Here is an 11686-nt window from a genome sequence, read left to right on the forward strand (position 1 = left end):
GCCAGCCTCCTTCCTGGACCACCTCTGCCCGTTGCGTCGCAGCGGAAGGTGTGACGACGTGAGCTGCAGCGCAACGATGGGTTACCTATACCTATGGATTCCGCTAGGTCAGGGCTATGGAATCTGCAACATTAGCGGTATGATTTCTGCTAGATCCGCGACAGCTGCCCGCAGTCCGGCGATCAAGAGAGCGTCAGGAGCCCGAGCGATGGCGACAGGCAACGGCTACCGCGACCGCGTCGTCGACGACGAGCTGGACCAACGGCTGAGCGCCATCGGTGCAGTCGTCATCGAGGGTCCGAAGGCGTGCGGCAAGACAGAGACGGCAACCCAGACGGCAGCCACCACCTACCGCCTGGACATCGATCCATCGGCCCGCAACGCGGCAACCGTGGCCCCAGATCTACTGCTCGACGACCCGAGCCCGGTGCTGCTCGATGAATGGCAGGTGGTCCCAAGCCTGTGGAACCACGTCCGTCGTGCCGTCGACGACCGCGCCCCGAGCAAGGGCCTCTACATCTTGACCGGATCGTCGACCCCAAGCGACGACGTCAACCGGCACTCTGGCGCTGGCAGAATTGCCGTCATCCAGATGCGGCCGATGTCGCTGCTGGAGTCAGGTCACTCCACCGGACAAGCGTCACTCAGACAGGTTCTCGGTGGTCACAACGTCACCGCGAAAGACTCGGGCCTCTCCATTCCTGACCTCATTGAACGAATCTGCGTCGGCGGGTGGCCGGCCCTGCTCGATGCCAGCCCTGCAGACGCCCGCCGCTGGCTTCGCGACTACCTCACCCAGATCGTGCAAGTCGACATCCACACGCTGGGTGTACGACGTCGTGACCCCGAGAACGTCCAACGGCTCCTCCACTCACTGGCCCGCAACGTCGGCACCGCCGCCAAGGTCACCGCCTTGACCAAGGACGTTGGGGGCGCCGATGGCTCGGTCGCGCGTTCCACCGTCGACGGATACCTCGATTCGCTGTCGAGGCTGCGCCTGACCGAGAACTCACCAGCTTGGGCCCCTCACATGCGTTCGGCCACCCCGCTGCAGTCATCAGCCACTCGCTACTTCGTCGACCCCTCACTCGCGGTAGCTGCGCTCGGCCAAGGGCCCGTCCAACTACTGGGGGACCTCAACGCAACAGGCTTCTTCTTCGAGAACCTCGTCGTGCGCGACGTCCGGGTCTACGCCCAACAGCTCGGCGGTCAGGTCTACCACTGGCGAGACCAGAACCATCACGAGGTCGACATCATCGTCGCGCTGCCCGACGGTCGTTGGGGCGCTTTCGAGGTGAAGATGAACCCCGATGACTCCGACAAGGCAGCAGCATCCCTCCTGTCCTTCGCAGCGAAGGTCGACCAGGGCAAGGCAGGCCGACCTGCCGCGCTGGGTGTCATCACGTCCACAGGCTTCGCCTACCGCCGCCCCGATGGCGTCTCGGTGCTCCCGATCGGGACCCTCGGACCATAGCTCGCGCCCTGGCGCAGCAAACCGGACCGCACTTCAGCCCCGGCTGGCCTGCGGTTCCGTCGTCCTGGCCGCCCCGCCCCGCACGCGCCGGGCGATCGTCAGGGTCGTGAGCGCCTCGGCGTCGGCCGGGCCGGCCTGGGTGAAGCGGAACTCGGCCGCGAGCCCGTCGCCGAACAGGCGGTCGCCCGCACCCACCACTGTCGGGAAGGTGATCACCCGGTACTCGTCGACCGCGTCGGCGGCCGCGAGCGCCCGCACCAGGCTCAGGCTCCCGATCACGACGACGTCGCGCGCCTCGCGCTCGTGGCGCGCCCACTCGACCGGGTCCTCCGTCAGGGCCTCCGACCCGCTCCACGCCGCGGCGTCGATGCCGGTACGCGTCGCCACCCGCTTGGGCACGGCGTTCATGACGTCGGCGAAGGCGCCGTCGCGGTGCGGCCACAGCTGGGCGAAGTGCTCCCATGTGCGGCGCCCGTAGAGCTGCACGCCCTCGGCCTGACGACGTCCGAGCCGGAACTTGTCGTCGCTCACCGGCCCCGCGCCGTACCGGAAGGCCCAGCCGCCGTGGTCGGTGCCCCAGCGGCCGTCGGGGTCGGACACCACGCCGTCCAACGTCGCGAACTGCACCACGATCACGTCACCCATCACGCGCTCCTCGCGTCAGCGGCGGCCCGGCGGCCGCCCTCACCCGTACCTACTCGCGCCGGCGCGAGAACTCATCGCCGGACGACGGGACCGGCCCGCCCTAGGCTCTGCCGGGTGGCCAGCACCGACCTGCACGAGGCGTACCGCGGCCAGCTGCTCGCGCACTGCTACCGGATGCTCGGCTCGTTCGACGAGGCCGAGGACCTGGTGCAGGAGACGTTGCTGCGCGCCTGGAAGGCGGCCGACCGGTACGACCCGGACCGGGCGTCGGTGCGCACGTGGCTGCACCGCATCGCCACCAACGTCTGCCTCACCGCGCTGGCCGGGCGCGGACGACGACCGCTGCCCAGCGGGCTCGGACCGGCCGGCGACCCGCAGTCCCCGCTCGAGCCCGCGCTCGACGTGCCGTGGCTGCAGCCGTTCCCCGACGTCGCGCTCGGTGACCCCGCGGACGCCGTCGAGCAGCGCACCGGGCTGCGGCTCGCGCTCGTCGCGGCGCTGCAGCTGCTGCCGCCCCGTCAGCGGGCGGCCCTCGTGCTGCGCGAGGTGCTGCGGATGTCGGCAGCCGAGGTCGCGGAGGCGCTCGACACCTCGGTGGCGTCGGTGAACAGCAGCCTGCAGCGGGCCCGGGCCGCGCTGAAGGAGGCGGGCGCCGACCTGGACACCCTGCGCGAGCCGGCCGACCCGCACGAGCGCGACGTCGTCGAGAGGTACGTCGCGGCCTTCGAGGCGGCCGACGTGGTTGCGCTGACACGGCTGCTGGCGGACGACGTGGTCATGGAGATGCCGCCGGTCGCGCTGTGGCTGGCCGGTCGCGCGGGCTACCAGGAGTTCATGGAGCGGGTGTTCGCCCGGCGCGGGCCGGGCTGGCGGGTGCAGCCGGTGCGCGCCAACGACAGCTGGGCCGTCGCGACGTGGGCGCCAGACCCAGAGGGCGGTGGGTACCGGGCTCACTCGGTGCAGGTGCTCGAGGTCTCCGGCGGGCTGGTGCGGCGCAACGTGTCGTTCGTCGTGCCCGACCTGGTGCGCCGCTTCGCGCCCGAGGGTCCCTGAGCGTCGGGAGGAGGTGCTCGGCCCCGCCCGCTGGCGGGACCGAGCACCTCAGCCGATCACGTGTCGTGCAGCGAGCTGACGCGGTTGACCGCGCTGGCCTTCACGTTGTTGTGACCGACGTAGGGGAACGACTCCCACATGGTGCCCGTGTAGCCGGCCCCGTCGAACAGGTCCCAGGTGTGACCGCTGCGGTTCCAGATGCTCTCGATGTTGTTGTTCATGCCGGTCGGGCCGTTGCTGTCGCCCAGGTCGCCGTCGGCGGTCGAGAACCAGGCGATGGCACCCGTGCCGTTGGGACCCGTGAACACGCACATCTTGAACTCCGGGCAGCGCGCCCAGCCGGTGGCTGCCGACGCCGGGGGCGCCGCCACCAGCACGGCCGCAGCCGCACCCAGCGCGGCCGCACCCGCCATGATCTTCGTCCGCATGTGAACTCCGTTTCGCCGTTGTTGCCCCCGTTCGTCACGAATCGGGGAGTTCGTGCGACCGGACGGTAGCAGCGGACGTCGTCGCGGACGTCGGCAAGAACGCGGGCACCTGGCCGCGCACGCGCGGTCCGTGGCGCAGGAGGTCGTAGGCCAGCCCGGCCGTGAGCCCGCCGACGGCGAGCAGCAGCACCGCCTGCTGCCACGCCGCCCAGCCGAGCGGTCGCGCCGACAGGTGCGCCAGCAGCGTGAGCACCAGCCCGCGACCGACGACCGCCACCGCCGCCACCAACAGGGTGTCGTCGCGCGGAGACGTCGAGCGGGACAGCCGCTGCAGCAGCGCCACGACCGCGACCAGCCCGGCGGCGTAGACCGCCACCAGCGCGGGCGTGCGGTCGGGCACCGCGGCCACGAGCAGGGCGCCGCCCACGACGCACAGCGCCGCCGACACCCGGCACGTCACGACCCGCCCGTGCCGCACCAGGAAGGTGCGCTTGCCGAGCAGCGCGTCGCCGCGGACGTCGCGCACGTCCTTGAGCAACAGCCGCCCGATCACCGCGGCGTACAACCCACCCAGCAGGACGACGTCCGCGCGCCGCACGTCGTGGCCGCCCGCGAGCAGGCCGACCAGGTACGGCACCCCCACCACGTCAAGGGGGAGGACGAGCGAGGCGAGCGCACCGCGGCGCGACAGGCGCAGCGGCGGCAGCGAGTAGGCGGCCCCGAGGGCGGTGCCGGCGACGAGGACCAGGAGCACCGGCCAGCCGAGCAGCGCGGCGGCGCCGAGGGCGAGCACCGCTCCGGTGACGGCCACGACGACGAGGTCGCGCGGCGCCCAGCCCGACGCCAGGGGGCGGCGCGGGTCGCCGGCCAGGTTGACCCGGTCGACCTCGGCGTCCGCCCAGTCGTTCAGCACCACCGAGACCAGCAGGAAGCCGACCACCACGACGAGTGACAGGGCGACCAGCCTCGGGTCGCGTGCCGCACCCCGCTGGGCCAGGCCGATCGCGGCGTAGCTGCCGAGCAGCAGCACCAGCGCGGGACGGGCCATGAGCACCACGAGCCGCACGCGGGCGACGAGGCCGCTCACTTGTTGTCCCCCCACGAGTTCAGCGCGACCATGAAGAGGATGGCGGCCCCCAGCAGCGCCAGGCCGCAGACGCCGACGACCACGGCGGTGACGATCCCCGCGACGTGCCAGGCGGTCAGCGGCCGCTTCTGCGGGGCGGGCCGGTAGGGCTGCGCCCACCCGGCCTTGGGCTCCTCGTGCCGGTACGGGTCCTGCTGGTCCACGGCTCCCCCTCGAGCGTCGGCTGCGTCGAGGGTAGCCCGGGACGGCGCAGGGGCCGGGCCTTCCGGCCCGACCCCTGCGCTTGCAGCCCTGCGCCCCGTCAGTGCGCGGAGTGCTGCGACAGCCGGCGGTCGAGCGCCTTCGGCAGCCACCAGTTGCGCCGACCCAGCACCGTCATCGCGGCCGGCAGCAGCACCGCCCGGACGACGGTCGCGTCGACCAGCACCGCCGCGGCCAGCCCGACGCCGAGCTGCTTGAACTCCAGCAGCGACAGGGTGCCGAAGATGCTGAACACCCCGATCATCACCGCGGCCGCGCTGGTGACGACGCCTGCCGACGACGTCACGCCGCGCGCCACCGCCAGCTTCGTCGGCAGCCCCGCGTCGTGCGCCTCGCGGATCCGGCTGACGACGAACACGTGATAGTCCATCGACAGGCCGAACAGCACCACGAAGAGGAACAGCGGCAGCCAGTCGATGATCACGCCGGTCGAGCTGACGCCCAGCAGCCCGTTCGCGAACCCGTGCTGGAACACCAGTACCAGCAGCCCGTACGCCGCACCCACCGACAGCAGGTTGAGCACCACGGCCGTGGCCGCGACGACGACCGAGCGGAACGAGATGACCAGCACCACGAAGGTCAGCCCGAGGACGAACGCCATGACCCACGGCAGGTGCGCCCGCATCGAGCTGCCGAAGTCGGCAGCGCCCGCGGTCGGGCCGGTGACCAGCACCTCGGCCCCGGGCAGCGCCGACCGCACCGACGGCACGAGGTCCTGCCGCAGCACCTCGAGCGAGCGCTGCGCGGCCGGGCTGCTGAAGTCGCCGGGCACGGGCAGGTCGACGGTCGCCGTCCGGCCGTCCGGCGAGATGCGGGGCGTGACGTCGTCCAGGCCGGCGAAGCGTCCGGTGCGCTGGGCGGCGGCCACCAGGCCGTCGACGCCGCGCTGCAGGGCCACGGTGTCGAGCCGGTCGTCCGAGTGCACCACGACGGTGTGCGCGAACCCGGTCTGCGGGAAGGCGTCCGTCATCCGGTCGTAGGTCTGGATGATCGGGATCGAGCGCGGCAGCGAGTCCACCCCGGCCTCACCGGTGCGCATGCCGAGCGCGGGCAGCGCCAGGCCGACCATCGCGATCCCGGCCAGCACCAACGAGATCAGCGGACGACGGAGCACCACCTTCATCACGGCCGGCCAGAAGCGCCCGTCCTCGTGACCGCGACGCAGCCGGTGCAGCAACGGGATCCGCGGCCGGTCGACCTTGTCGCCGAGCGCGGCGAGCATCGCCGGCAGCGCCGTCAGGGAGCCCAGCACCGCGACGGCCACGACGAGCATCGTGCCGACGGCCATCGACAGGAACGTCGCGTCGCCCGAGAGCAGCAGGCCCGACATCGCGATGAAGACCGCGAGGCCCGACACGACGACGGCCCGGCCGCTGGTCTGCGCCGCGATCTCGACGGCCGAGCGCCGGTCGGCGCCCTTGGCCCGCTCCTCGCGGGCCCGGCGGACGTAGAACAGCGAGTAGTCCACGCCGACCGCCATGCCGATCAGCAGGATCACGCTGTTGAGCGAGTCCATGACCGGCAGCACGTGCGAGACGAGGGCGCTGAGGCCGATGCCCGCGGCCACGGCGGACAGCGCCAGGACGACCGGCACGCCGGCGGCGATCAGCGCGCCGAACGACAGCAGCAGGATCGCCAGCGTCACCGGCAGGCTGAGCTTCTCGGCGCGCGAGAAGTCGCGGTCGACCTGCTCGCCCAGCGACTGGTTCACCGAGGCGTCACCGAACTGCTCGACCCGCAGGTCCGGGTGCGCGTCCGAGACCGCCCTGGTCGCGGCCAGCACGGCCGGCACGGCGGCGTCCGCCGCGTCCCCGGCTGCGGTGCCGGTGGCGCCCTTCACGTCGAGCACGACCGGAACGAGCGCCGAGCGGCCGTCCTCCGACAGCACCAGGGGCTCGACCTCGGCGACCTGCGGCAGGGCCTTCATGCGGTCCGTGATCTCGCGGCCGACCTGCTGCGCGGTCGCGCGGTCGAGGTCGCCGCTGCGGGTCTGCACCAGCACGTTCTCGGTCGGGCGTGCCGGGTACCCGGCGTCCTGCACGACCCGGTCGGCGCGGCCCGAGTCACCGGTGCCGGCCTCGGCGCCGGTGAGCAGCCGGGTGCCGGTGAGCTGGCCGGCCGCGAACACGACGGCCACGAAGAGGAACCAGCCGACGAGTGCCTTGGCGCGGTGCCGGGTGCTCCAGCGGGCGAGCCGCAGCACGGCTCCGGAGCGCGGTTCGGGCTCGGGGGGCCGCGCTGACGGGGCGCGGTCGGTGGGGGCGGTGAGCGTCATGACGGTTCTCCTACGGGCGCAGTCGATCTGACGACCCAACGCTGGCGGTCGGGTCCGGTCCGCGTCTGTCCGGGAGACTCCCCAACCGGGGTAGGGGTAACCCCCGGTCGACCTCGGGGGCTGACCCCGTCGTGGTCAGGGCGCGAGATCCCTACGGTGGAGCCGTGATCAAGAACCTCTACGGCTCGAGGACGTGGCTGGCCCTGGCCTACGTCGTCCTCGGCCTGCCGGTCGGCGTCGTGACCTTCACGGTCGCGATCACCGGCATCGCCACCGGCATCGGGCTGCTGCCGCTCTTCCTCTTCGGCCTCGTCGTGCTGGTCGCCACCGCGTACGTCGTGCGCGGCATCGCCGCGCTCGAGCGCGGTCGCGCCGGCCTCTTCCTGGACGTCGACCTGCCGGCCCGACCGCGGCCCGGCACGCCGCCCGACGCGGGGTGGCTGCGCCGCACGTGGGCGGGCGCGACGTCCGCGGGCACGTGGAAGGAGCTGGCCTACTGCCTGCTGATGCTCCCCCTCGGCGTGCTCGGCTACTCACTGGTCGTCTCGGTGTGGGCGGTCGCCCTGGCCGGCCTGCTGCTGCCCGCGTACGGGTTCGCGCTGCCGGGCGGGGAGGTCAGCGGCTGGGTGCACTGGCCGCCGGCGCTCGAGGTGGCCGCGGGGTTCGTGATCGGCGTCCTGGCGCTGCTCGTGGCGCCGTCGGTCACGAAGGCCCTGGCCGACGCGCAGCTCGCCCTGGTGCGGGCCCTGCTCGCGCCGAGCGGCGCCGAGCTGCTCGCCGCGCAGGTCTCGTCTCTCACCGAGTCGCGCGCCCGCGTGGTTGACGCGGCGGACGCCGAGCGGCGCCGGATCGAGCGCGACCTGCACGACGGCGCGCAGCAGCACCTGGTGTCGCTCGCCATGAACCTCGGGATGGCCAAGGAGAAGCTCGACTCCGACCCGGAGGCGGCGCGCGACCTCGTGACCCGCGCCCACCAGGAGGCCAAGGACTCGATCACCGAGCTGCGCAACGTCATCCGCGGGGTCTACCCGGCCGTCCTCACCGACCGCGGGCTCGACGCCGCGCTGTCGGCACTGGCCGCGAGATCCCCTGTGCCCGTGCGGCTCGAGGTCGACCTGCCGCGCCGGCCCAGCCCCACCACCGAGGCGATCGCCTACTTCGTGGTGTCGGAGGCGCTCACCAACGTGGCCCGTCACTCCGGCGCCACCCGGGCGTCGGTGCACGTCGAGCAGCGCGGCGAGAAGCTGCAGGTCGCCGTCGTCGACGACGGCCGCGGCGGGGCGCGCGAGGACTCCGGTACCGGCCTGGCCGGGCTGCGCGACCGCGTGCGCGCCGTCGACGGCACCTTCCAGATGACCAGCCCCAGCGGGGTGGGCACGACCGTCGCCGTGGAGGTGCCGTGCGCGTCGTGATCGCCGAGGACTCCGTGCTGCTGCGCGAGGGTCTGGTCCGCCTGCTCACCGACGCGGGGCTCGAGGTCGTCGCCGCCGTCGAGGAGCCGGAAGCGTTGCTGCGCAGCGTCGACGAGCTGCTGCCCGACATCTGCGTCGTCGACATCCGGATGCCGCCGACCCACACCGACGAGGGCATCCGCGCCGCACTGGTGATCCGCGCGCAGCACCCGGACGTCGGCGTTCTGGTGCTGAGCCAGTACGTCGAGGAGCGGTACGCCACCGACCTCATCGCGTCCGACACCCGCGGCGTGGGCTACCTGCTCAAGGACCGCGTCGCCGACGTCACGGAGTTCGTCGAGGCGGTGCGCCGCGTGGGGTCGGGCGGCACCGCGCTCGACCCCGAGGTCGTGCAGCAGCTGCTCGTGCGCAGCCGCCGCCACGACCCGCTCGGCGGTCTGACGCCGCGCGAGACCGACGTCATGCGGCTGATGGCCGAGGGCCGTTCCAACCAGGGCATCGCGGCCGAGCTCGTCGTGGGCGAGGGCGCGGTCGAGAAGCACGTCAGCTCGATCTTCCTCAAGCTCGCACTGCCGCCCGCCGAGCAGGACCACCGCCGCGTGCTGGCCGTCCTGCGCTACCTAGGAGGCTCGTGATGACGGTCCAGGACGTGGCACCCACCGCGCCGGCTCCCACCCCCCAGGGCGGCAACGCCCGACCGCTGCTGCGCGGTCTCGGCATCGCGCTCGCCGTGGCGTCGGTGCTCGCCGGCACGTTGAGCCTGGTGGGCTCGCTGGCGCGAGACTCGTTGCAGCGCAGCGCGACCTACCAGGGGGTGCGGGTCGTCGACGTCGACGTCAGCGCCGAGCACGTCGAGCTCGTGGCCGGCCCGGAGGGGTCGACGCAGCTGACCCGGCGCATCTCGTGGTCGCTCGCGCGGCCCACGGTCACCGAGCAGCTGGACGGCGACCGCCTCGTCGTTCGCTCGCACTGCCCCTGGTCGTTCGGGCGCGGCTGCTCGGGCCGGGTCGAGCTCGTCGTGCCGCCCGGCACCGAGGTGCACGCGCACAGCTCGGCCGGTTCGGTGAGCGCCACCGGGCTGACCGGGGTGCTCGACCTGTCGTCGAGCGCGGGCGGGGTGGACGGCGAGGACCTGGCCGCGGCCACCGTGCGCGCGCAGTCGTCGGCGGGCTCGGTCGAGCTGGCGTTCGCGACCGCGCCGACCTCGGTGGACGCGACGTCCAGCGCGGGGTCGGTGGAGGTCGCGCTGCCGCGCGGCGCGGAGTCGTACCTTGTCGACGCCGGCTCCAGCGCGGGGTCGACGGAGATCGGCGTGCGCACCGACCCGACGTCCGCCCACCGGGTGCGCGCGCGGTCGAGCGCCGGCTCGGTGCACGTCGTCTACGCGAACTAGCGCGGTCGGCGCGTCAGGGGGTGGGCACCGGCTGGGGCGGGCGCGGGCCGCGGTAGGCGCCGTGGCCGCGGAACCGCAGCGGCGTCTCGTCGTACTCCTCCAGCGCGTGCGCGACCCAGCCCACGGAGCGCGCGACCGAGAACACCACCTCGCCGGCGCTGCGCGGCATGCCGGACGCGATGCCGAGCGCGGCGAGCGCGAGGTCGACGTTGGGGTGCAGCCCGCTGGCTTCCTCCAGGGCGTCGACGGCCGCGAGCACCTCGGCGGCGGCGGGCGCGCGGTGCAGCCGGTCGAGCAGCTCGGTGGCCCTCGGGTCGCCGTCCGGGTAGCTGCGGTGGCCGAAGCCCGGCAGGGGCTGGCCCGCCCGCAGGCGGTCGGCGACGACGGACCGGGCGTCGCCCGCCAGCACCTCGCGCAGCAGGCCGTCGGCCAGGGCGCTGGCCGCGCCGTGCAGCGGGCCTTCCATGGCAGACAAGCCGGTGGCGACCACGGCGTAGGGGTTGGCGCGCACCGAGGCCGCGGTGCGCACCGCGACGGTCGACACCGCGAGGTCGTGGTCGAGCAGCAGCACCAGCGCGGCCTCGAGCGCGTCGAGGAGCGCCTCGTCGGCCGGCCGCGCCGTGAGCCGCGACCACAGCCGCCGGGCCACCGGCACCTCGCCGTCGGGACCCTTGCGCGGGGTGCGGGCCGCTCCACCGCGCGGACCGGTCGCGACCGGCAGCGCGTCGACCATGACGGCTACCAGACCGCGCGCGGTCGGCAGCACCGCGCTGGGCCGGACGTCGAAGCGCAGGGGCTCGGCCGCCGATGCCGCGGCGACGGCCACGCGCAGCGCCGCGACGAGGTCGACCGGCTCGGGCAGGACCGCGACCGCCGCGCGTGCCACCGCCAGCGGCCCGGACGCCGCGGTGAACCGTCGGGCGCGGGGGTGCCCGACCTCGCCGGTCCACAGCCAGTGCGCGGCGGCTTCGAACCCGAGCGCCCGGCTCAGCCCCACCGCGTCGACGCCGCGGAACGAAAGCCGGCCGTCCTCGATCAGCGTGACGTCGGTGTCGACCACCGGGCCGCGCCACGTGCCCGACGTCGCCGGACGACGGCGCCGCTCGCCGTCCAGCAGCGCCTCGACCTGCGCCCGGTCGAAGGTGCTGCCCCGGCCGGACGGGTCGCGCTCGCTGCTGAGCAGCCCGCGGCTCACGTACGCGTAGACGGTCTGCAGCCGGACGCCGAGGCGGTCGGCGACCTCCTGGCTGGTCAGGCGGGCCGGTCGTCGAGGGCTCATACATTGACTGTATCAACGTTGACACACGTCGACATCAGGAGCGACCGTCAAGATCGAGGAGCCGGCGCAGGAGCCGGCCATGACCGCCGGGAGCCACCGTGACCGCCGTCCACGACCAGCCGCTCGACGTCCCGCCCGGCCTCAAGGGCGTCGTGGTCACCGACACCGCGCTCGGCGACGTCCGCGGGCGCGAGGGGTTCTACCACTACCGCCAGTACTCGGCGGTCGAGCTGGCGCAGCAGCGAACGCTCGAGGACGTCTGGCACCTGCTCGCCGAAGGCCACCTCCCCGACGCCGCCGAGCGAGCCGCGTTCACCGCGCGCGTCGCCGCCGCCCGGCACCTGCCGCCGTCCGACGCCGCGGCGCTGCCCGCGATCGC

Annotated in this window: 12 protein-coding genes; 6 read left to right on the plus strand and 6 right to left on the minus strand. The window is 73.6% G+C overall.

The features are described from left to right. Nucleotides 1-208: 208 nt before the first annotated feature. Nucleotides 209-1474, plus strand: coding sequence for an ATP-binding protein (locus ACYVJ4_RS06755; protein WP_460459343.1), 1266 nt, complete (start codon nt 209-211; stop codon nt 1472-1474). A 33-nt stretch (nt 1475-1507) separates the two neighbouring features. Here the strand turns inward: ACYVJ4_RS06755 and ACYVJ4_RS06760 are convergent, their stop codons facing one another. After that, the gene (locus ACYVJ4_RS06760; protein ID WP_460459344.1) at nt 1508-2119 is read right to left on the minus strand and encodes a dihydrofolate reductase family protein; all 612 of its coding nucleotides are present in this window, start codon (nt 2117-2119) and stop codon (nt 1508-1510) included. A 114-nt stretch (nt 2120-2233) separates the two neighbouring features. Between ACYVJ4_RS06760 and ACYVJ4_RS06765 the strand changes: the two genes are divergently transcribed. Then, nucleotides 2234-3172 carry an RNA polymerase subunit sigma-70 gene (locus ACYVJ4_RS06765; protein WP_460459345.1) on the plus strand — a complete coding sequence of 313 codons (939 nt, stop codon included), beginning with the start codon at nt 2234-2236 and terminating at the stop codon, nt 3170-3172. A 56-nt stretch (nt 3173-3228) separates the two neighbouring features. On the opposite strand, the gene ACYVJ4_RS06770 is transcribed toward ACYVJ4_RS06765, so the two are convergent. The 4 genes from ACYVJ4_RS06770 to ACYVJ4_RS06785 all read right to left on the minus strand — a co-directional run bounded on the left by ACYVJ4_RS06770 (nt 3229) and on the right by ACYVJ4_RS06785 (nt 7223). Beyond that, nucleotides 3229-3600, minus strand: a complete 372-nt coding sequence (locus ACYVJ4_RS06770) for a peptidase inhibitor family I36 protein (RefSeq protein ID WP_460459346.1) — start codon at nt 3598-3600, stop codon at nt 3229-3231. Between the two features lie 34 nt (nt 3601-3634). Beyond that, nucleotides 3635-4687, minus strand: a complete 1053-nt coding sequence (locus ACYVJ4_RS06775; RefSeq protein ID WP_460459347.1) for a UbiA family prenyltransferase — start codon at nt 4685-4687, stop codon at nt 3635-3637. Further along, the gene (locus ACYVJ4_RS06780; RefSeq protein WP_460459348.1) at nt 4684-4890 is read right to left on the minus strand and encodes a hypothetical protein; all 207 of its coding nucleotides are present in this window, start codon (nt 4888-4890) and stop codon (nt 4684-4686) included. The genes ACYVJ4_RS06775 and ACYVJ4_RS06780 overlap by 4 nt, the downstream gene beginning before the upstream one ends. Nucleotides 4891-4988: 98 nt before the next feature. Continuing rightward, nucleotides 4989-7223: an MMPL family transporter gene (locus tag ACYVJ4_RS06785; RefSeq protein ID WP_460459349.1), complete on the minus strand. Its 2235-nt coding sequence runs from the start codon at nt 7221-7223 to the stop codon at nt 4989-4991. A 164-nt stretch (nt 7224-7387) separates the two neighbouring features. On the opposite strand from ACYVJ4_RS06785, the gene ACYVJ4_RS06790 reads away from it, so the two are divergent. From ACYVJ4_RS06790 to ACYVJ4_RS06800, 3 genes are read left to right on the plus strand one after another with little or no spacing between them, the layout of a single operon-like run. Then, nucleotides 7388-8635 (plus strand): sensor histidine kinase, encoded by a 1248-nt coding sequence (locus ACYVJ4_RS06790; RefSeq protein ID WP_460459350.1) that lies wholly within the window; start codon nt 7388-7390, stop codon nt 8633-8635. Then, nucleotides 8623-9270, plus strand: coding sequence for a response regulator transcription factor (locus ACYVJ4_RS06795; RefSeq protein WP_460459351.1), 648 nt, complete (start codon nt 8623-8625; stop codon nt 9268-9270). The genes ACYVJ4_RS06790 and ACYVJ4_RS06795 overlap by 13 nt, the downstream gene beginning before the upstream one ends. After that, entirely contained in the window at nt 9270-10028 is a 759-nt protein-coding gene (locus ACYVJ4_RS06800; RefSeq protein WP_460459352.1) for a DUF4097 family beta strand repeat-containing protein, read from the plus strand. Before ACYVJ4_RS06795 ends, ACYVJ4_RS06800 begins: the two co-directional genes overlap by 1 nt. A 13-nt stretch (nt 10029-10041) precedes the next feature. On the opposite strand, the gene ACYVJ4_RS06805 is transcribed toward ACYVJ4_RS06800, so the two are convergent. Next, nucleotides 10042-11307 carry a citrate synthase gene (locus tag ACYVJ4_RS06805; RefSeq protein ID WP_460459353.1) on the minus strand — a complete coding sequence of 422 codons (1266 nt, stop codon included), beginning with the start codon at nt 11305-11307 and terminating at the stop codon, nt 10042-10044. 98 nt (nt 11308-11405) lie between these two features. Between ACYVJ4_RS06805 and ACYVJ4_RS06810 the strand changes: the two genes are divergently transcribed. Next, nucleotides 11406-11686 (plus strand): citrate/2-methylcitrate synthase (locus tag ACYVJ4_RS06810; protein ID WP_460459354.1); only part of this gene is annotated, 281 nt, incomplete at its 3' end.

Source organism: Angustibacter peucedani, from assembly GCF_054779595.1.